18 protein-coding genes are annotated in these 18,798 nt (G+C 59.5%); 10 read left to right on the forward strand and 8 right to left on the reverse strand.

Annotated elements, in window-relative coordinates; genetic code table 11:
* The first annotated feature begins 87 nt into the window (after positions 1–87).
* Positions 88–996 carry a glutaminase B gene (gene glsB, locus JWU58_RS11575; RefSeq protein ID WP_024013269.1) on the forward strand — a complete coding sequence of 303 codons (909 nt, stop codon included), beginning with the start codon at positions 88–90 and terminating at the stop codon, positions 994–996.
* A 182-nt stretch (positions 997–1,178) separates the two neighbouring features.
* The gene (locus JWU58_RS11580; RefSeq protein WP_206421990.1) at positions 1,179–2,681 is read left to right on the forward strand and encodes an aldehyde dehydrogenase family protein; all 1,503 of its coding nucleotides are present in this window, start codon (positions 1,179–1,181) and stop codon (positions 2,679–2,681) included.
* 119 nt (positions 2,682–2,800) lie between these two features.
* Here JWU58_RS11580 and JWU58_RS11585 read toward each other — a convergent pair whose 3' ends face one another.
* Together JWU58_RS11585 and cynS are read right to left on the reverse strand one after the other, a co-directional pair.
* Positions 2,801–3,460 carry a carbonic anhydrase gene (locus tag JWU58_RS11585; RefSeq protein WP_206421991.1) on the reverse strand — a complete coding sequence of 220 codons (660 nt, stop codon included), beginning with the start codon at positions 3,458–3,460 and terminating at the stop codon, positions 2,801–2,803.
* A 58-nt stretch (positions 3,461–3,518) separates the two neighbouring features.
* Positions 3,519–3,986: a cyanase gene (cynS, locus tag JWU58_RS11590; protein ID WP_206421992.1), complete on the reverse strand. Its 468-nt coding sequence runs from the start codon at positions 3,984–3,986 to the stop codon at positions 3,519–3,521.
* Positions 3,987–4,108: 122 nt separating this feature from the next.
* Here cynS and cynR point away from each other — a divergent pair, with 122 nt between their 5' ends.
* Positions 4,109–4,990: a transcriptional regulator CynR gene (cynR, locus tag JWU58_RS11595; RefSeq protein ID WP_206421993.1), complete on the forward strand. Its 882-nt coding sequence runs from the start codon at positions 4,109–4,111 to the stop codon at positions 4,988–4,990.
* A gap of 172 nt (positions 4,991–5,162) precedes the next feature.
* On the opposite strand, the gene JWU58_RS11600 is transcribed toward cynR, so the two are convergent.
* Both JWU58_RS11600 and JWU58_RS11605 read right to left on the reverse strand, forming a co-directional pair.
* Positions 5,163–5,492: a hypothetical protein gene (locus JWU58_RS11600; RefSeq protein WP_041480831.1), complete on the reverse strand. Its 330-nt coding sequence runs from the start codon at positions 5,490–5,492 to the stop codon at positions 5,163–5,165.
* A gap of 542 nt (positions 5,493–6,034) precedes the next feature.
* Positions 6,035–7,978, reverse strand: coding sequence for a DNA topoisomerase III (locus JWU58_RS11605; protein ID WP_206421994.1), 1,944 nt, complete (start codon positions 7,976–7,978; stop codon positions 6,035–6,037).
* A gap of 192 nt (positions 7,979–8,170) precedes the next feature.
* On the opposite strand from JWU58_RS11605, the gene JWU58_RS11610 reads away from it, so the two are divergent.
* Entirely contained in the window at positions 8,171–8,533 is a 363-nt protein-coding gene (locus JWU58_RS11610; RefSeq protein ID WP_206421995.1) for a DUF427 domain-containing protein, read from the forward strand.
* 43 nt (positions 8,534–8,576) lie between these two features.
* Here JWU58_RS11610 and JWU58_RS11615 read toward each other — a convergent pair whose 3' ends face one another.
* The 4 genes from JWU58_RS11615 to JWU58_RS11630 all read right to left on the reverse strand — a co-directional run bounded on the left by JWU58_RS11615 (position 8,577) and on the right by JWU58_RS11630 (position 13,637).
* On the reverse strand, positions 8,577–9,188 hold the full coding sequence (locus tag JWU58_RS11615) for a hypothetical protein (protein WP_206421996.1): 612 nt from the start codon (positions 9,186–9,188) through the stop codon (positions 8,577–8,579).
* Between the two features lie 24 nt (positions 9,189–9,212).
* Positions 9,213–9,968, reverse strand: coding sequence for a hypothetical protein (locus JWU58_RS11620; protein WP_206421997.1), 756 nt, complete (start codon positions 9,966–9,968; stop codon positions 9,213–9,215).
* 252 nt (positions 9,969–10,220) lie between these two features.
* Positions 10,221–11,843: an MFS transporter gene (locus JWU58_RS11625; protein WP_041480829.1), complete on the reverse strand. Its 1,623-nt coding sequence runs from the start codon at positions 11,841–11,843 to the stop codon at positions 10,221–10,223.
* A 132-nt stretch (positions 11,844–11,975) separates the two neighbouring features.
* Positions 11,976–13,637: a GMC family oxidoreductase gene (locus JWU58_RS11630; RefSeq protein ID WP_206421998.1), complete on the reverse strand. Its 1,662-nt coding sequence runs from the start codon at positions 13,635–13,637 to the stop codon at positions 11,976–11,978.
* Positions 13,638–13,770: 133 nt separating this feature from the next.
* Between JWU58_RS11630 and JWU58_RS11635 the strand changes: the two genes are divergently transcribed.
* From JWU58_RS11635 to JWU58_RS11660, 6 genes are all read left to right on the forward strand, one after another.
* A complete protein-coding gene (locus JWU58_RS11635; protein WP_016775104.1) occupies positions 13,771–14,655 on the forward strand; it encodes a LysR family transcriptional regulator in 885 nt (294 codons plus the stop codon).
* Between the two features lie 198 nt (positions 14,656–14,853).
* Positions 14,854–15,201 (forward strand): metalloregulator ArsR/SmtB family transcription factor, encoded by a 348-nt coding sequence (locus JWU58_RS11640; RefSeq protein ID WP_206421999.1) that lies wholly within the window; start codon positions 14,854–14,856, stop codon positions 15,199–15,201.
* A gap of 27 nt (positions 15,202–15,228) precedes the next feature.
* Complete coding sequence (locus tag JWU58_RS11645) at positions 15,229–15,699, forward strand: arsenate reductase ArsC (RefSeq protein ID WP_206422000.1); 471 nt, start codon at positions 15,229–15,231, stop codon at positions 15,697–15,699.
* A gap of 9 nt (positions 15,700–15,708) precedes the next feature.
* The gene (gene arsH, locus JWU58_RS11650) at positions 15,709–16,407 is read left to right on the forward strand and encodes an arsenical resistance protein ArsH (protein ID WP_123442236.1); all 699 of its coding nucleotides are present in this window, start codon (positions 15,709–15,711) and stop codon (positions 16,405–16,407) included.
* Positions 16,408–16,555: 148 nt separating this feature from the next.
* Positions 16,556–18,097, forward strand: coding sequence for a DUF2235 domain-containing protein (locus JWU58_RS11655; RefSeq protein WP_206422001.1), 1,542 nt, complete (start codon positions 16,556–16,558; stop codon positions 18,095–18,097).
* On the forward strand, positions 18,097–18,753 hold the full coding sequence (locus JWU58_RS11660; protein WP_206422002.1) for a DUF2931 family protein: 657 nt from the start codon (positions 18,097–18,099) through the stop codon (positions 18,751–18,753). The genes JWU58_RS11655 and JWU58_RS11660 overlap by 1 nt, the downstream gene beginning before the upstream one ends.
* Positions 18,754–18,798: the final 45 nt, after the last annotated feature.

Raw genomic sequence — 18,798 nt, forward strand, 5'->3', positions numbered from 1 at the left:
TGCTTGCCGGTGTGATGCGACCGGCGGGCGCAGCGTCTAGCCCCAGTGTCCCCGCGATCCCATGGGGCGAGACTTTCGGAACCCGGCATGCAAGCGCTGTTGAACGAGATCCTTGACGCCGTCCGGCCCCTGATCGGGCAGGGCAAAGTTGCTGACTATATTCCCGCCCTCGGCACGGTGCCGGCCAACCAGTTGGGCATCGCCGTGTACAGTAACGACGGCGAAATGTATTGCGCCGGCGACGCTGAAACGCCGTTCTCGGTGCAGAGTATTTCCAAGGTATTCAGCCTGGTGCAGGCCATCGATCACTCCGGCGAAGCGATCTGGGAACGGCTTGGCCACGAGCCTTCTGGCCAGCCGTTCAACTCGCTGGTGCAACTGGAATTCGAGCGCGGCCGCCCGCGCAATCCGTTCATCAATGCCGGTGCGCTGGTGATCTGCGACATCAACCAGTCGCGCTTCGCCGCGCCGACACTGTCGATGCGCGACTTCGTCCGGCGTCTGTCCGGCAACCCGCAAATCATGATCGACGGCAAGGTCGCCGACTCCGAATACCAGCACCGCGCGCGCAATGCGGCGATGGCGTATTTGATGCAGTCTTTCGGCAACTTTCACAACGATGTCGAAGCGGTGTTGCGCAGCTATTTCAGCCATTGCGCGCTGCGGATGAATTGCATCGATCTGGCCCGGGCGTTCTGCTTTCTGGCCAATGACGGGTTCTGCAAGCACAGCGGCGAGCAGATCCTGACGCGCCGCCAGACCCAACAGGTCAACTCGATCATGGCCACCAGCGGTCTGTATGACGAGGCGGGCAACTTCGCTTATCGCGTCGGCCTGCCGGGCAAGAGCGGCGTCGGCGGCGGCATCGTTGCGGTGGTGCCGGGGCAGTTCAGCGTGTGCGTGTGGTCGCCGGAGTTGAATGCCGCCGGCAACTCGCTGGCGGGGATGGCGGCGCTGGAACTGCTGAGCTCGCGGATTGGCTGGTCGGTGTTCTGAAGACACACCACGATTTCCAGTGTGGGAGCGAGCCTGCTCGCGAAGAGGCCGGTACATTCAGCATCGATGTCGTCTCACTGGCCGCTTTCGCGAGCAGGCTCGCTCCCACCGGGTGCAGTGTTGCTTTGCAGGATCGTGTTCTATACATTTTTCGGCCGCCCTCTGCATGGTGAATCCGCTTCATGTCTCTTGCGCTCGAACGTCTAGTCGCTGGCACGCCGATCCCTTTCGCTGGTAACCGCGTCACCGTGGTCAGCCCCGAGCTGGCCGCGCGGTTTCAGCCCGGTGACCATCTGCTGGTCGAGCAGGTCAGTGGCGAGTTGTTGCTGATCCCCGTGGCCGATCAACAGGCCGCCTCGGTGGCAATCGAGCGTGCGGCTGCGGCATTCACAGCGTTGTCGGCGGTCTCCGATGAAGCCATCAGCCAGTTTTTCGATCTGTTCGCTCAGCGCCTGGAAAGTCCTGAATGCTGGACGCAGATCGAAGCCGCCAACCGCGCCGACATCGAGCGAGCCAAGGCGCGCGGCCGCTCGACCACACGCTTGCTCGCCGATGAGCGCATGCGCCGCGACATGATCGCCGGGCTGCGCGCCTGGCGTGATGCGCCACCGACCCGGGGCAAAGTGATCAGCAGTGTCGAGCACGATGGCTGGAAGGTTGAGCAAGTGGTCTCGCCGCTGGGCATCGTCGCGTTTGTCTTCGAAGGCCGACCCAACGTATTTGCCGACGCCGCCGGAGTGTTGCGCACCGGTAATACGGCTGTGCTGCGCATCGGCAGCGATGCGTTGGGCACTGCGCAAGCCATCGTCACTCACGCCTTGAACCCGGCACTGGCCGAAGCCGGCTTGCCGGTTGGCGCGGTGTCGTTGGTCGAAAGTGTCAATCATGCTGCCGGTTGGGCGATGTTTGCCGATCGGCGTCTGTCGCTGGCGGTGGCGCGCGGCTCGGGCCGTGCGGTCAGCCAGTTGGGCAGCATTGCCCAGCAGGCCGGTACCGCCGTCAGCCTGCACGGCACCGGCGGTGCGTGGCTGATCGCCGACCGTGATGCCGATGCCACACGCTTCGCGGCGGTGGTGCGCAACTCGCTTGACCGCAAGGTCTGCAACACCCTGAACGTCTGCCTGATTCAGCGCGAACGCGCCGATGAGCTGGTGCCGCTGTTCCTCGAAGCTTTGAAAGACGCCGGTACTGCGCGCGGCCAAGGCTGCAAATTGCACATCGTCGCGGGCAGTGAAAGTTGCCTGCCAAGCGAATGGCAGAACGCAACAGTCGAGGTTTATCGCGCCGAGGGTTACCAGACCGAAGCGCTGGCCGAGTCTTTGCCCGAGTCGGACCTGGGCCGCGAGTGGGAATGGGAAGAAACCCCGGAAGTCAGCCTGATGATTGTCGACGATCTGGATCAGGCGATTGCGCTCTTCAACCGCTACAGCCCGCAATTCACCGTGTCGTTGATCAGCGAGGCGGCGGCGGTTCAGGAACGCTTCTACAACGCGGTGAATGCGCCGTTCGTGGGCAACGGCATCACCCGTTGGGTCGATGGCCAGTACGCGTTGAACAAGCCGGAACTGGGCCTTTCGAATTGGGAGAGCGGGCGCCTGTTTGCGCGCAGTGCCATTCTTTCCGGCGATGGCGTGTTTACCGTGCGTAGCCGGATGACTCAGGTTGATCTCACGGTGAAACGCTGATCTGTTGATCGTTCCCACGCTCCGCGTGGGAATGCAGCCCGTGACGCTCCGCGTCACTGGACGCAGAGCGTCCCTTGAGGCATTCCCACGCAGAGCGTGGGAACGATCACGGTGGGGAGTCAGGCAGCGTGGCTGGCTTGCGCGCTGATCGCGCAAGTCTCAGGTTGCTCGACCAGCGGCACAAACGTGCGGCGGTCGGCCGACAGCGCGTCGATCGAGCCGGTCTCGATGTCATACACCCAGCCATGCAGATTCAGCCGCCCTTGCTCCTGCGCCAGGCGCACACTCGGATGAGTTTGAATATTTGCCAGTTGCGCAATCACGTTCTCGCGCACCATCGAGCTCAATTTCGCCGCGTCGCTGCCATGCACGCGCGCTTCGTTCATCACCTTCGCCGACTCGGCATGCTGCAGCCAGCCGCTGACGGCGGGCAGGTGATCCATGCATTTGCACTGGGCAATCGCCGTCATTGCGCCGCAATCGGAGTGGCCGCAAATCACGATATCGGTCACCCCCAGTACCGCCACCGCATACTCCACTGTCGCCGATACCCCGCCCGGATGCGGGCTGTAGGAAGGCACGATATTGCCGGCGTTACGGATCACGAACAGTTCGCCGGGCTCTTGCTGGGTCAGCAGCTCAGGCACCACGCGACTGTCGGAACAGGTGATGAACAGCGTGCCGGGTTGCTGAGTCGTGGCCAGATGTTTGAACAGTTCGCTGCGTTGCGGGAAGGCTTCGTTCTGGAATTTCAGGAAGCCGTCGATCAGGGCTTTCATGGGCGTGTCCTCGTGGCAGAAATGAGATGGCCCGCACGCAGGGTGCGGGCCGGGCGTATCAGAACGGACGCAGCGGCAGGAACTTGCCGTCGAGGGTCACCACGGCGCGGGAGCCGCCTTCCGGGTCTTCGACTTTTTTGATGTCCAGTTTGAAGTTGATCGCGCTGATGATGCCGTCACCGAACTGTTCATGAACCAGTGCTTTCAGCGTGGTGCCGTAGATCTGGATCATTTCGTAAAAACGGTAGATGGTCGGATCGGTTGGCACGCCGCTGAGGCTGCCGCGCAAAGGAATGATCTGCACAGCGGCGACGTCATCTGCGCTGAGGTCAAGCTTGTCGCCGACCACTTGAGCAGCGTTTTCTGGCAGCGGATGCTGGCCGAGCAGGGCGGCGGTGACGTAGGCCAGGCTGAGGCCGGTGCCGTCAGCCAGATCCTGCCACGACAGATCTTTTTTCGCCTTGGCGTCGAGAACGCGGGTGGTCAGGGCCAGGCTGTTGTCGTTGTAGGCGTGGGACTGTTGCATGGTGTCACTCCTTTCAGGGGTTGGCTTGCTGTGTGTGGAAGCAATGTTGCGCCGGTCGATTCATAGCGTCCAAGACCGATATACAATGCTTCGCATAAGCCCTGCCTATAAATGGTGCCCTCATGCTGTTGCGACATTTGCGTTATTTGCTCGCCGTTGCCGATCACGGTGGCTTCACCCGCGCCGCCGAAGCGCTGCACGTGTCGCAGCCGACCCTGTCGCAACAGATCCGGCAACTGGAAGAGACCCTCGGCGTGAGCCTGTTCGATCGCACCTCACGCACGGTGAAGCCGACGGATGCCGGCGTGGCTTACATCGAGTGCGCGCGGCGCGTGCTGGTGGAGCTGGAGGCCGGGCAGCGCGCCTTGCACGACGTGAAGGACTTGTCCCGCGGCACCCTGCGCCTGGCGATGACGCCGACGTTCATGGCGTATCTGGTCGGGCCACTGGTGCGCGACTATGGGGCACTGTTTCCCGGGATTCATCTGGAAGTGTTCGAACTGTCGATGGACGACATCGAGGCAGGGCTGGCGGATGACTCGCTGGATGTCGCGATCGCGTTTACCCCGGTGCGCAATGCCGATATCGAATGCATACCGGCGTTTACCGAGACGCTGGGGATCATGGTCGGGCCTGGGCATCCGCTCTATGACAGCCCTTCGGTGTTGACGTCGACGGAATTGGCTTCAATGGACTTCGCCTTGCTGGCGCCGGGCTTCATTACGCGGTTATTGGTGGATGAGTATTTCCGTGAGCACGGGATTACGCCGCAGGTGCGGATTGAAGTGAATTCGGTGAGTACGCTGCTGGAAGTGGTGCGGCATGCGCCGCTGGCGACAATGCTGCCCGAGGCGATTGCCAGCGAAGACCGCGCGTTGCGCCGCTTGCGGGTCGAAGGGGAGGCGCCACAGCGTGGCGCGGCGTTGTTGCGGCGAAGAAATAATTATCACAGTGCGGCGGCGTTGGCGTTTGTTGATCTTGTTCTGCAAACGCGTACGACATGAACAAGACCTGTGGGAGCGAGCCTGCTCGCGAATGTGCTGTGTCAGACACTGATGTTTGCGCCTGAAGACTGCATTCGCGAGCAGGCTCGCTCCCACAAAGTTGCAGGGTGAGTTCCGGATGTAACAAGGCCTGCTTCTTATCGAAGCAGGCCCTTTTTTACTGAAGCGTTATTCAATACAACCGATCAATCACCCGAACTTCATTCTGATTCTGCATCGAATCCCACGCCTGTTTCAGCGTCTGCAGCACACTTCCAATGAAGTCCTTGTCGGCCGCAGCCTTCTTGCCGACATAACCGTGGCCGCGGCGGTACATCTTCAGGCGGGCCAGCAGGTTCTGGTGGTTGCGGTCGAACTCTTCCTCGCCAGCATGGGGCGACAGGCAGTCGATGTGTACCTGGCCCGACTTGCTGATCCAGAGAATATGGCTGTCGTGGCTGTCTTTCTGCGCCGCGAACATACGCGCCAGTTCTTCGATGGTGGGTTGATTGTTCAGATTCATTGTTATGCCCCTTGACCAGTCTGGTGATCTTTCAAAGTTGATTCGCTAATACAGGTAGCCCATCGGTTAGTTGATCCCTGGCACCGAAACCAGGACGTCAGCGCTCGCCCGTATGAAGTACGGGGTCATGCATCTGTTGCATGTAGTCGTGTTGAATAACTGCTACGCAATAGCGTCACAACGAGGAGAAGCAGCGAAAACCGGGAGGCTCCTTGACGACAATCCAGTGTCGGCCACAAGCGTCTTGAGAATTTTCGCCAGCGCTTCTCGTCCTTGTACTGGACGTTCAGGCCAGGTCAGCTTCTTCAATCTGCCTTGTGGGCAGCGTGTATCCGGAAAAAACAACTCGGCGGTCAGACGAGTTTGCTCAAGCGTGTTACCAGTGCTCCCGATCGGGGAACGTCTTCATCATGCAAAAGCAAAACGATGCCGTCAACGGTTTTGTAGTGATTATTTTCAAGCACTACATATTGTCGGACAAAGCTGTTTTGGAATGAGAAAAGATCCGTTTCAGCAACGTAGAGAAGGGAACCGCGAGGGATTCAGCGAGTCGTCGGACGCGCCGTGCGTTTGCGCGTACCGGCGGTTTTGCTGGTCGTCGACTTGCGCTTTTTCTTCCACGGCGCTGCGACTTTGCCGGCTGGCGGCGGGCCGCTGATGGTCAGGCTGAGAGCTGAGCAGCGGCTGACCTGCTTGCTCATCCACGCAGCCTGTTTGGTGACGAATTCTTCCAGACTCATCTCGCCGCTCTGCACCATGTCCAGCGCCTGTTCCCAGATCGCCGTAGTGCCAGGATCGGCGATCGCCCGCGGCACTGCATCGATCAGGCTGAATGCCGCAGGTGTCGCCGCCAGCGCCTTGCCGTTCTTCACCAGATAACCACGATCCAGCAGCCCTTGGATGATCGATGCGCGGGTAGCTTCCGTGCCGATGCCGGTGGTGTCCTTGAGTTTCTGTTTGAGCAGCGGATCCTCGACCAGTTTGGCGACGTTCTTCATCGCCTTGATCAGATCGCCTTCGGTGTAGGGTTTTGGCGGCTGCGTCCAAAGGTCCTTGAGATTCACCTTCGCCACAGCGCATTCGACGCCTTGGCTCAGAGCCGGCAAGGTTTGCGGTGCTGGTGCTTCGCGGCCCCTGGCCGGTGCCAGTGCTTCGGGCAATGCGCGCTTCCAGCCCGCTTCGATGATCTGCTTGCCCACCGCGCGCAACGCCTGCCCGCTGCAATCGAAATCGGCCTGGGTGCGATCATATTCGTAATTGGGCAGGAACTGCGCCAGGTAGCGCGCGCGAATCAGCGTGTACACCGCGCGATGCTTGCCGGTCAGACGTTCGAGGTTCTTCGCGGCGATGGTGGGAATGATGCCGTGGTGAGCGCTGACCTTCGCGTCATTCCAGGCCCGCGAGCGCCGCTGCGGTTCGAGATGCCTCTGCAAAGGTTCAAGGCTCGGATCGGCCTGACGCAACGCTGTGAGGATCGATGGCGCCTCACTGTGCTGGCTCAATGGCAGAAAGCCGCAGTCACTGCGCGGATAGGTGATGACTTTGTAGGTTTCATACAGGGCTTGAGCGATGTCGAGGGTTTCCTGCGCACCGAGGCCAAGCTTTTTCGAGCAGACTTCCTGCAAGGTGCCGAGATCGAAGGGCAGTGGTGCCACTTCACGCATGCGCTCGGTTTTCAGCTTGATCACTCGGGCGCTGGCTGCACTGTTGATCGCCGCTGCCGCTTGCTGCGCCAACGCCTGATTCAGGCAGCGATCCTGATCATCACAAGCATCCGCTGGTGCGCGCCATTGCGCGCTAAACGTCGTGCCGTTGTGCAGCAAATCCACGTCGATTGCCCAGAACGGTACGGGGACGAAATCGGCGATGCTGCGGTCGCGGTCGACCACCAGTCGCAGGGTGGGCGTCTGCACTCGGCCCACAGGCAGCACGCCCTGATAACCCGACTGCCGGCCCAACAAGGTGAACAGTCGACTCATGTTCATGCCGATCAGCCAGTCCGCGCGTGAACGGCCCAGCGCCGAGTGATACAGGCTGAAGGTTTCGGCTCCCGGTTTCAGCGCGGCCAAGGCCTTGCGAATCGATGCCTCGTCCAGCGCCGACAGCCACAAGCGGCGGATCGGCCCGCGATAGCGGCAGTGCTCGACCAGTTCCCGGGCGATCATCTCGCCCTCGCGGTCGGCGTCGGTGGCGATGATCAGTTCGCTGGCCTCGCCAAGCAGACGCTTTACCGCTTTGTACTGGCTGGCGGTGCGCGGCTTGACGGTCATTTTCCATTTGTCGGGAATGATCGGCAGATCGGCCAGTACCCAGCGCTTGTAGCGCGCGTCGTAGGCGTCCGGCGGCGCTGTTTCGAGCAAATGGCCGATGCACCAGGTCACTGTGACGTCCGTCCCCAACCAGCAGCCGTCGCCGCGCCGTTTGGCGCCGAGCACGGCCGCAATATCTTTGGCCTGGGAAGGTTTTTCACAGAGGTACAGCCGCATAGCTACCATCGCTGGTTGGTGTGTGGAGAGGGCACAGAATGGCGGGAGTTCGCGGCGGGAGCAACTTTTATCTGTATGGATATACAGATAAAAGCGTTGCAGGAGGTTTAGCCGTTCGGCCGTAATCCAGTCGAGCTGCGCAACCATCAGCTATACCTGAACCGGTCTCTTCGCTGTGCTCAGGAGAACCTCATGAAAAGCCCCAGTCCCGTGATCAGCCTGGAACAACTTGCCGGCTGCCTGCTGGTGAAGTTCCACGGCATCCAGGTCGCCGCGTCCTCTCACGCGATGATCCTCAACGAAGCCAACTACCCGCCGGTCTATTACATCCCCCGCGAAGACATCGACGAAAAATACTTCGCCCGCACCGACCACACCAGCTATTGCCCGTACAAGGGCGACGCCAACTATTTCAGCCTGCAAGTGCCCGGACATGAGGGTGCCAACGCGGTGTGGACTTATGAAAACCCGAAGGTCTCGGTTGAACCGATCCGCGAGTACGTGGCGTTTTATCCGGATCAAGTGAAATTCGAGGTGATCAAGGCTGAAGGCTGATGCCGCTGACGTACTTCATACGCCAGCGGGCAATCTTGCCGAGTCAGCCATTTAACAAAAGTAGCGCCACCATCGGGTACCGCTTGTTGTCATGGCTGGGAGTTTTCTGTGCGTCTGTTGGGCAGACCCAGGCGAGCGCATCGTTGGGCAATGCCAGGAGCATTGTCTGGAAGGCCTCGATCTGCTCAATGCTTGCCGGTTTGGCGAGCGAATAGGGCGCGATAAATACGGCGCCGACTTTAGGCTCGTCGTAGTCAAGCCGGCCGGCCTCAAAGGTCGCCAGTTTGCATTTGCCCAGTATCCGGTCGCGGGCGGCCGTCAGATCATCAATTGGCACGTAAGCGATCTTGGCTTCGATGCAATAACCGTTTTTGTCATCGGCAATGTACAAATCGTTGCAGCCGATCACTGAGGTCTTTTCGTCCGCCTCGGTAGCGATCTTGATGATCTGGTATTCCTCGATGGCGGTCCAGTCGGCTTTCCAGGCGGCTCCGGCGAGAATGCTCACGTTGGCCTGCTCGTTGTACCAGTAGGGCAAATCACCACCTTCCCAAACATCAATGTAGCGCTGCGTGCAGTTTATCCAGCTGTTCAGTACTGGCTCGATTGCCTGCAATGCCGGGCAGGAAATGCCGACACGTTTATCGTTGAACATGGCGATACTCCTTCAAAGTTCGGGTCAGAAAAAATAGCTGAGGAAGCCTTTGGATTGCCTGGCGCTGATCTCTTCGGCAAACAGATCATGTGTGGCCCAGAAAAAGTCTCGCTCGTTATCGAATGTCTCGCTTTCGGCTGCTCCTATCAGCTCATAGGCCTTGACGGTTGGTTCGGCATAAACCTTTATTTCGTCGAGCAGCTTTTGCTGCTCTTCTGTTTTTTCGAATGGCGTGGACACCAGCTTGCGCGCCAACCCCATCATGTCTTCTGCCTGGACGGGAGCGGTCAATGAATCCTTGCTTTGCTGCAGCCTGCGGTTGATATCCGCGTGTTTCTCATCTCGTGTCTTGGCCAGCTCCTTGAACTTTGTGTAGGTACCGGTCACCAGTGCCAGTTCTTCATATTTGATGTAGAGCTCAGTGCTGCACTGGGACACGGCGCGAGCGAGTTCCGGAGTGGCCTTGGCCAGTTCCTCGGTGCGAGTCCAGATCGCCTTGGGGATTGCGTCGTAACCAGCCAGGGTATTCACTTCGGGATGGCCTTGCATATGCGCCAGTTCGTTGAATTGCAGTTGGTAGTTAGCTGCGAGTTGGCTGTATTTGCTGACCAATTGGTGGTGCTGGCTGGAGCAGGAGGCTTGCAGCGCACGCATGGGGCGATAGTAGCTGTCGATGATGTCTTTCTTCTCGCCTAACGTACTTTTGTAGCCTTCGAGGATGCCGGTGAAGAGAAACGAGCCGAGTACCAACGGGAGGATGACTTGACCGAACCAGGCCAAGATCTTTTCTCCTTTAGGGGGAGCGTCAGTTGCAGGGGAGCTGGAGGGTGTTTGTGGGGAGGGTGAATTGTTCGCCATATCCTGTTCCTTAGGATGATTGGATGTCGTTGGGGCCGATGCGCTCGGGTTGTGGCACTGGGGCCATGCCGAATGCGCCGGCATGATAGGTAAGTGCCATCATTCTGTCGAACATTCAATCTCAAGGCAGTAATCCGCTTCAGGGCTGGCCAGAAGCGGATTCGATGACGACGCTCAGTTCTTGTCCAGATCGATATTCTTCGTCTCACGCAGACAGATCATCCCCACCACCAGGCTCACCCCGGTGATCAGCACCGGATACCACAGCCCGTAGAAAATATCCCCGGTATACACCACCAGCGCAAACGACACGGTGGGCAGGAAGCCGCCGAACCAGCCGTTGCCGATGTGATAGGGCAGCGACATCGAGGTGTAGCGAATGCGCGTCGGGAACAGTTCGACCATCAGCGCCGCCAGCGGGCCGTAGCACATGGCGGAGATGATGATCAGCGCGACGATCAGGGCGACGATCATCGGTTTGTTGATCTGCTGCATATCGGCTTGTTGCGGGTAGCCGGCGAGGGTGATCGCGCCGCGCAGTGCCGCCTCATCGAAACCATCCAGCTTCACGTCGCCGACACTCACTTGCACGGCGCTGCCCGCAGGTGCTGCGACGCTGGAGTAGGGCAGGCCTTGTTTGACCAGGAAGGTCTTGACCTTGTCGCAGGGGCTGTCGAATTTGGCCTTGCCCACCGGATCGAACTGGAAGGTGCAAGTGGCGGGGTCGGCGAGGACGGTGATCGGCGCCTGACGGCTGGCCTGATCGATTGCCGGGTTGGCGTAATGGGCCAGGGATTTGAAGATCGGAAAGTACAGCGCGGTCGCCAGCAGCAGGCCGAGCATCAGCACGGGTTTGCGTCCGACCTTGTCCGACAGCCAGCCGAAAAAGATGAAGAACGGCGCGCCGATCACCACGCTGATGATCAGCAGACTGTTGGCCACCGCCGGGTCCATTTTCAGGAACTGGGTGAGGAAGAACAGCACATAGAACTGCGCAGCGTAAAAGGTCACCGCTTGCCCGGCGTTGATGCTGAACAGCGCGATCAGCACGACTTTGAGGTTTTCCCATTTGCCGAAGGATTCGCGGATCGGCGCCTTCGAGGTTTTGCCTTCTTCCTTCATTTTCAGGTAGGCCGGCGACTCGTGCAGGCTCAGGCGAATCCAGGTGGAAATACCCAGCAGCACGATCGACAGCAGGAAAGGAATGCGCCAGCCCCAGACTTCAAACTGGTCGCCGGTGAAGTAGCGGCAACCGAGCACTACCAGCAGCGAGAGCAGCAGGCCGAGGGTCGCGGTGGATTGAATCCAGCTGGTGTGGAAGCCGCGTTTGCCGATGGGCGCGTGCTCGGCCACGTAGGTCGCCGCGCCACCGTATTCGCCACCGAGCGCCAGGCCCTGAAGCATGCGCAGCACCACCAGAATGATCGGCGCGGCGATGCCGATGCTGGCGTAGGTCGGCAGCAGGCCGACGCAGAACGTCGCCACGCCCATCAGAATGATCGTCGCCAGAAAGGTGTATTTGCGCCCGATCATGTCGCCCAGGCGGCCGAACACCAACGCGCCGAACGGCCGTACGATGAAGCCGGCGGCGAACGCCATGAGCGCGAAGATGAATGCCGTGGTGTCGTTGACCCCGGCGAAGAACTGCTTGCTGATCACCGCCGCGAGGGCGCCGTAGAGGAAGAAGTCATACCACTCGAACACCGTCCCGAGTGACGAGGCGAAGATGACTTTCTGCGTGGCGTTGCTGGTATCGGCGCTGCCCGCAGCGTCCAGCGGCTGAACGTGTTCTGACATATCGGTATCCCTCACAGTGATTGTTTTTGTTGTTCCACTGGTGTTGCGTGTCCGGTAATGCGCGATGCCTGAGTCTGGTGGTGATTCCTGTGGGAGCGAGCCTGCTCGCGAAAGCTTTTTGCCAGTCAACTCCTAGGCTGAGTGAGCTACCGCATTCGCGAGCAGGCTCGCTCCCACAGGGGAAATATCTGCAGGTCTGGACAAAATCAGTCGTGCCGCCTTCTCGGCAATCATCAGCGTAGGCGAACAGGTATTGCCCGAGGTAATTCTTGGCATGATCGACGCATCGGCAACGCGCAGACCCGGCACGCCATGCACGCGCAATTGCGCATCGACCACTGCGTCACCGTCGTTGCCCATGCGACAGGTGCCGACCGGATGGAAAATCGTCGTGCCGATTTTCGCCGCCGCTTCATGCAATTGTTCTTCGCTTTGCAAGCTGTCGCCGGGCAGGTATTCCACCGGTTTGAACGCTTGCAGGGCAGGGGCGCTGACGATACGCCGGGTCAGGCGAATCGCATCGGCGGCGACGCGCAGGTCTTCTGGATGGCTGAGGTAATTGGGCTGAATCAGCGGCGCCGCTTGCGGATCGGCGGAGCGGATCTCGATGCGCCCACGGCTCTGCGGACGCAGGTCGCACACCGAGGCGGTGAACGCCGGGAAGCTGTGCAGCGGCTCGCCAAAGCGCTCCAGCGACAGCGGCTGCACGTGATATTGCAGGTTCGCCGAGGTTTGCTCGGGACCGGAGCGGGCAAACGCGCCCAACTGGCTCGGCGCCATCGACAACGGCCCGCTGCGGTCGTACAGATAACGCAGGCCCATGCCCATCTTGCCCCACACGCTGCCGGCGATCTGGTTCAGGGTGCGGGCGTTTTCCAGCTTGTAGATCAGGCGCAGTTGCAGGTGATCCTGCAGGTTGCCGCCGACCCCCGGCAGCTCATGAATCACGCCTATCCCTAAGCGTTCGAGCAGCGGCCGCGGACCGATCCCGGAGCGCTGCAGAATGCTCGGCGAGCCGACAGAGCCGGCGCACAAAACAATCTCCTTGCGCGCCTTGAACTGTCTGGTCTGGCCTTCATGCTGCGCGCTGACTTTCGCCGCGCGGCCATTCTCCAGCAAGACACGATCAACCTCGACGCCGGTCAGCACGGTCAGGTTCGCCCGGCTGCGCAGCGGTTTCAAAAAGGCCTTGGCCGCGTTCCAGCGCACCCCGGCTTTCTGGTTGACCTGAAAGTAGCCGCAGCCCTCGTTGTCGCCCTGGTTGAAGTCATTGATGCTGGCGATGCCGCTTTGCTCGGCAGCGCTGCGAAAGGCATCCAGAATCGGCCACGACAGGCGCTGCTGCTCGACCCGCCATTCACCCTGATCGCCATGAAATTCAGCGCCGCCGGCAAAGTGGTTTTCGCTCTGTTTGAACAGCGGCAGCACGTCTTTCCAGGCCCAGCCCGGATTGCCCGCTGCCGCCCAGCCGTCATAGTCGCCGGCCTGGCCGCGCATGTAGATCATGCCGTTGATCGACGAACAGCCGCCCAGCACCTTGCCGCGCGGATAACTCAGCGCGCGGCCATTGAGGCCCGGTTGTTGTTCGGTTTTGAAGCACCAGTCGGTGCGCGGGTTACCGATGCAGAACAGGTAACCCACAGGAATATGAATCCAGGCGTAGTTGTCGCGTCCGCCGGCTTCGAGCAGCAACACCCGCTGCTGGGGATCCGCTGAGAGCCGGTTGGCCAGCAAGCAACCGGCGGGGCCGGCGCCGACCACGATGTAGTCGAATTCATCCAGGGACGTGTGCATGCCCTGACCTCGCTTTTTGTTTTTATTGTCGGACACTCTAGTTGTTAGCTTTCGTTAAAAGAATGTTAGTTTTTGCGCAGCCGCTGTGTGTTTTCAAACAGCCCGAAGTGACGATAGCTGACAAGGACCTGCCATGTTCGACTGGAACGACCTGCGCTTTTTTCTCGAGCTGCAACGCAGCGGCCGCCTGCTCACTGCCGCGCGCCGTCTCAATACCACCCACGCGACGGTGGCGCGGCATATTGAATCGATCGAGAAAAGCCTCGGCACGGCGCTGTTCGTCCAGCACGCCCAAGGCTATGAAATGACCCCGGCGGGGGAGGCCTTGCTCAAGCACGCCGAGGCGATGGAAAACGTCGCGCTGCTGGCGCAGGAAGAAATCACCCAGTCCACCGCGCCGCTGGGCAAGATCCGCGTCGGCGTCACCGAAGGCCTCGGCATTAAGTTTCTCGCCAGTCGCATGATTGGCTTGTTCGAGCGTTATCCGGGGCTGGAAGTGGAACTGGTCGCCGTGCCGCGCTTTGTCAGCATCCTCAACCGTGAAGCGGAGATCAGCATCCACCTCGAACGGCCGTCCGCCGACATGCTGGTCACGCGCAAGCTCACTGACTATCGGCTCGCGCTTTACGCCAGCCAAACCTACCTCGACAACGCACCGCCACTGCACAGCCGCGAAGACCTGGGCCGGCATGCGTGGATCGGTTACGTTGACGACCTGCTGTTCAGTCAGGAACTGATGTTCCTCAACAGCTTCTGCCGCAGCCCGCGCGTGGTGTTTCACAGCACCAGCGTCATTGCCCAACAGGAAGCGGCGCGCTCGGGATTGGGCATCGCCGTGCTGCCGTGCTACATGGCCGCGTCCGACCCGGATCTGGTGGCACTGTTGCCGGATGAAAGCATCGAGCGCAGCTACTGGATCAGTACCCGCCGGGAGCTGCATAAATCGGTGCGGCTGCGAGTGGTCTGGGATTATGTGGTGGGGTTGTGTGAGGCCGAGCAGGGCCTGTTGCGCGGTTAAACCTGCCGCATCCAAATCCCCCTGTGGGAGCGAGCCTGCTCGCGAAGGCAGTCTTTCAGCAACATCGATGCTGACGGACCCACCGCTTCCGCGAGCAGGCTCGCTCCCACACGGTTATTCACCGTGGCTGCTTTCACGGGTTGATAAATATATGGATATCCGTATATTCGATTTCCCGCATATGGCGAGCCGATCACCATGATCACCCCCACCGAAGTCTTCAAAAGCCTCGCCGATGAAACCCGCGTCCGCGCCATCCTGCTCATCGCCGAGCAAGGTGAACTCTGCGTTTGCGAGTTGATGTGTGCGCTCGGCGACAGCCAGCCGAAAATCAGCCGCCATCTCGCGCAACTGCGCAGTAACGGTTTGCTGCTCGACCGCCGTCAGGGCCAGTGGGTGTATTACCGCCTCAATCCGGAACTGCCGGCATGGATCGGCGAAATCCTTCAGCTGACATCCAAGGCCAATGCCGATTGGCTCAAGGACAACGCCGCGCGCCTGCAAAACATGGATGGCCGTCCCGTGCGCGAACGCGCCTGCTGCTGAATCTTCCACTATCTACGGAGCGCATCGATGCGAGTCCTGTTCATGTGCACGGCCAATAGCTGCCGCAGCATTCTTTCCGAAGCCATGTTCAATCACCTGGCTCCCGCTGGTTTCCAAGCGGTGAGTGCCGGCAGTTTTCCCAAAGGCCAGGTTCTGCCGCGCAGCCTGTCGACGTTGCAAAAGCACGGTATCGCCATCGACGGGTTGTACAGCAAAGGCAACGATGCCTTCGCAAACAACCCGCCGGATATCGTCATCACTGTCTGCGACAAAGCCGCCGGCGAAACCTGTCCGGTGTATTTCGGTCCGGCACTGAAAACGCATTGGGGACTGGAAGATCCGTCCGAAGTGCAGGGCGACGAAGCGGCAATCGACGGGGCATTCCAAGCCACTCTGATGCGCATCGGTGAACGCTGCCAAGCGTTCCTCGATCTGCCGTTTCACTCGCTCAGTCGCGAGCAACTGAAAGCCGAACTCGACCGCATCGGCACGCTGTAAGGAGGCTTCATGTCAGACCATCTGCCCAACCTCGACGCAAGTCTGTTCGACGCTGTTAAGCCATCGAATGTCGGCGAACACAAACCGCGCATCCTTCTTCTCTACGGCTCGACCCGTGAACGCTCCTTCAGCCGCTTGTTGGTGGAAGAGGCCGCGCGCCTGCTCGAACACTTCGGCGCCGAAACGCGGATCTTCAACCCATCCGGTTTGCCATTGCCCGACGACGTCCCGGTCGACCATCCCAAGGTGCAGGAATTGCGCGATCTGGTGTTGTGGTCGGAAGGCCAGGTCTGGTGCTCGCCAGAACGCCACGGCGCGATGTCCGCCGTGTTCAAAGCACAGATCGACTGGATCCCACTCGAACTCGGCGCTGTGCGCCCGACCCAAGGCAAAACCCTGGCGGTGATGCAAGTCTGCGGCGGCTCGCAGTCGTTCAACGTGGTCAACCAACTACGCGTCCTCGGCCGCTGGATGCGCATGTTCACCATCCCCAACCAATCCTCGGTGCCGAAGGCCTATATGGAGTTCGACGAAGAAGGGCGGATGAAACCTTCGCCGTTTTACGATCGTGTGGTGGATGTGATGGAAGAACTGGTCAAGTTCACCGTGCTGCTGCGTGGGCAGCAGGCGCACCTGGTGGACCGCTATTCCGAGCGCAAGGAAAGCGCTGAACAGTTGATGGCGCGGGTGAATCAGCGGTCGATTTGACCCGCCATCCCCAGCCAGGCTCATACCTTTTTGGGAGTGAGCCTGCTCGCACTGACGCTCCGTGGCTGGCACACCGCCACGGCTTGCACCGCCCCCTCCCGGCTGTCACCCTTCTGGCCGTTCTTCAAGGATCAGAAGGAATCAAGGATTGAGTGGCTACGTTCCAAACCCGCCGAAAAACTATCGCTACGAAGAAGCCAAACCCGTCGACATACACGCCCAGCATTGGGCCGAGTATGAGAAGCATGGGAAAGAGCCCGCGCGCGAACCTGAGAAAATCGGGATTGCGTTGAGGATCGGGGTGTTCTTTGATGGCACGGGCAACAATGCGAACAACTCTGCTGCGGGGTTGTTGTGTGGCGCTCAGCATCCGATTGCGCCTGAGGATATCGATGCCAGTTGCAAGCCCTACATGCGCAATCCAGATAGTAGCTATGCCAATGAAACAACCAACGTTTACAAACTGAGTGAACTGTACTTCGCACCTCAGAAAGCCGAAGGAGACGGCTCGCACAAGCGGGCGTTTCGCAGGGTGTACATAGAGGGGATTGGCACTCAATCGGGAGAAGAGGACAGTACATTCGGAGCGGGCACGGGCCGCGGAGACACGGGTATAGCGGGTCGTGTCCAACAATCATTTAGCGAGATCAAATCGCGTATTGAAGATGTAATTAACGAAAATCCAAACAGTGAAATTACCTCGCTGACTTTCGATACGTTCGGATTTAGTCGCGGCGCAGCTGCCGCGAGGCATTTTGCCAATGCAGTAGTCCGCGGAAAACAAGGGCCACTCGGAGATGTATTGCGCAACAATGCGAGCGACTTTAGTCGCACCTTCATCGATCAGTACCAAGGCAGCATCAACATGGGATTCATCGGGCTGTTCGACACTGTGCCGTCGGTTGCTGGCTGGTCGAATTTTGGCAACGTTAAAAGTCCTGTGGCCACGGGTATCAAGCTCTACCTCGACCGGCGGTTTTTTACTGACGTCGTTCAGCTGTCGGCGCGGGACGAATATCGCGCTAATTTTGCATTGAGTCGCGTTAAAGCCGACCACTTGGAAGTCATTCTTCCAGGGGGGCATTCCGACATCGGCGGCGGTTACCGCGATGACATTGAAGAATGTGTACTCGTCAGTCCAATGCAAACGCTTGAGGTCTCGAAGTTTACCGATGTATCTACTACGTCGATCTACCGCGATGCCATGGTCATTAAAAATGAGTGGATCTCAAGGGGGTGGCCCGAAGATCTGCTGGAAATTGTTACGCCGGACGCGCTTCTCCTGCCCGTGGATCAACAGGACCGGCTCAGTCCCCGTAGAAAGCGCGTTTATGCAGCTCTGCAACTCAAACGTCCCGTAAGCGGGTTGTTGTCGAGGGTATATCTTCGGGTGATGCATAGCTTGGCAAAAGAGAAGGGGGTTCGCTTCGATGATATTCCAGCCACGGCTGCTTTGGCGGTCCCGTCAGAGCTTCAGGCGTTGTGCGACCGATTTGTCGCAGGTGACTACACCACAACTCAGCAAGAGGAGAACCTGCTGAAGTTGAAATACATTCACATGTCCGCAAATTGGAATCACCCTCTTGGAAGAAGAGACGGCAGCGGAGTCCGCGCCGTCTATATCAATGCGCCCACCGCAGACGCGATTCGCGTGCAGCATCCTCACGTACCTGACTGGACTCTTTGGTAATGAAATTATTTGTCGCCCTGCTACTTGGCGTATGCATAACGGGTTGCCAGTCTTCTGATCTGCTCTCAGCCAATAGCGATCCGAAGTCGAATTGGTGGGAGCTGGCTTTCACTGAGCCCGATTACATGAAGGTATGGGTGGAGGACAGTTCGGTGCAGGACATAACCGGCAGAGTTTTCTTTAGAACCGGTGGAGGGACTGCTGCGGGCGGAGAGCCTGAAAACGGTACTGACTCTGCTCGCGGCTGGACAGGGGTGGGGGGCAGCGGTAAAAGAGTGGTGGGGGCCGATCTACCCATTCGTATCTATGTTCGCTGGCAATCAATCGTTGAACAGAAAACGTGGCAAGCGTGGGTGGATATTCCAGAGAATGCCAGACAGATAATGGTGACTTCTACCAGTCAACGGTGCCCCGAGAGACCTGACAGGACAGCACGCTTCATGGCCTCTGTTTACTTGGGACTTGCTCCGGGCGGTGTTGTTCAGGCGTGGGTGAGAGACTCATGTCATCGACCGATAAAGGTTGCTCGAGCGCAAGGCGAGATTGAGCCGCTAGGGCCGGAGCTTGGGAAAAACGGTGGTCGCTACGCCTATCCCGTCAGCGAAAAGTCCAAGCGCTATATCGAGAAATTCGGCATCCCGTACGGAAGTTGGTAAGCGCTGAAGCCGTGAGTCGTCCACTGTGCCGCCGCGCTCAATATC

It is taken from the genome of Pseudomonas atacamensis (assembly GCF_017167965.1).
Taxonomy (GTDB): Bacteria; Pseudomonadota; Gammaproteobacteria; order Pseudomonadales; family Pseudomonadaceae; genus Aquipseudomonas; species Aquipseudomonas atacamensis.

Coding starts and splice junctions, on each gene's coding strand:
- glsB (WP_024013269.1), top strand. CDS start 88: ATGCAAGCGCTGTTGAACGAGATCCTTGACGCCGTCCGGCCCCTGATC.
- JWU58_RS11580 (WP_206421990.1), top strand. CDS start 1,179: ATGTCTCTTGCGCTCGAACGTCTAGTCGCTGGCACGCCGATCCCTTTC.
- JWU58_RS11585 (WP_206421991.1), bottom strand. CDS start 3,460: ATGAAAGCCCTGATCGACGGCTTCCTGAAATTCCAGAACGAAGCCTTC.
- cynS (WP_206421992.1), bottom strand. CDS start 3,986: ATGCAACAGTCCCACGCCTACAACGACAACAGCCTGGCCCTGACCACC.
- cynR (WP_206421993.1), top strand. CDS start 4,109: ATGCTGTTGCGACATTTGCGTTATTTGCTCGCCGTTGCCGATCACGGT.
- JWU58_RS11600 (WP_041480831.1), bottom strand. CDS start 5,492: ATGAATCTGAACAATCAACCCACCATCGAAGAACTGGCGCGTATGTTC.
- JWU58_RS11605 (WP_206421994.1), bottom strand. CDS start 7,978: ATGCGGCTGTACCTCTGTGAAAAACCTTCCCAGGCCAAAGATATTGCG.
- JWU58_RS11610 (WP_206421995.1), top strand. CDS start 8,171: ATGAAAAGCCCCAGTCCCGTGATCAGCCTGGAACAACTTGCCGGCTGC.
- JWU58_RS11615 (WP_206421996.1), bottom strand. CDS start 9,188: ATGTTCAACGATAAACGTGTCGGCATTTCCTGCCCGGCATTGCAGGCA.
- JWU58_RS11625 (WP_041480829.1), bottom strand. CDS start 11,843: ATGTCAGAACACGTTCAGCCGCTGGACGCTGCGGGCAGCGCCGATACC.
- JWU58_RS11630 (WP_206421998.1), bottom strand. CDS start 13,637: ATGCACACGTCCCTGGATGAATTCGACTACATCGTGGTCGGCGCCGGC.
- JWU58_RS11635 (WP_016775104.1), top strand. CDS start 13,771: ATGTTCGACTGGAACGACCTGCGCTTTTTTCTCGAGCTGCAACGCAGC.
- JWU58_RS11640 (WP_206421999.1), top strand. CDS start 14,854: ATGATCACCCCCACCGAAGTCTTCAAAAGCCTCGCCGATGAAACCCGC.
- JWU58_RS11645 (WP_206422000.1), top strand. CDS start 15,229: ATGCGAGTCCTGTTCATGTGCACGGCCAATAGCTGCCGCAGCATTCTT.
- arsH (WP_123442236.1), top strand. CDS start 15,709: ATGTCAGACCATCTGCCCAACCTCGACGCAAGTCTGTTCGACGCTGTT.
- JWU58_RS11660 (WP_206422002.1), top strand. CDS start 18,097: ATGAAATTATTTGTCGCCCTGCTACTTGGCGTATGCATAACGGGTTGC.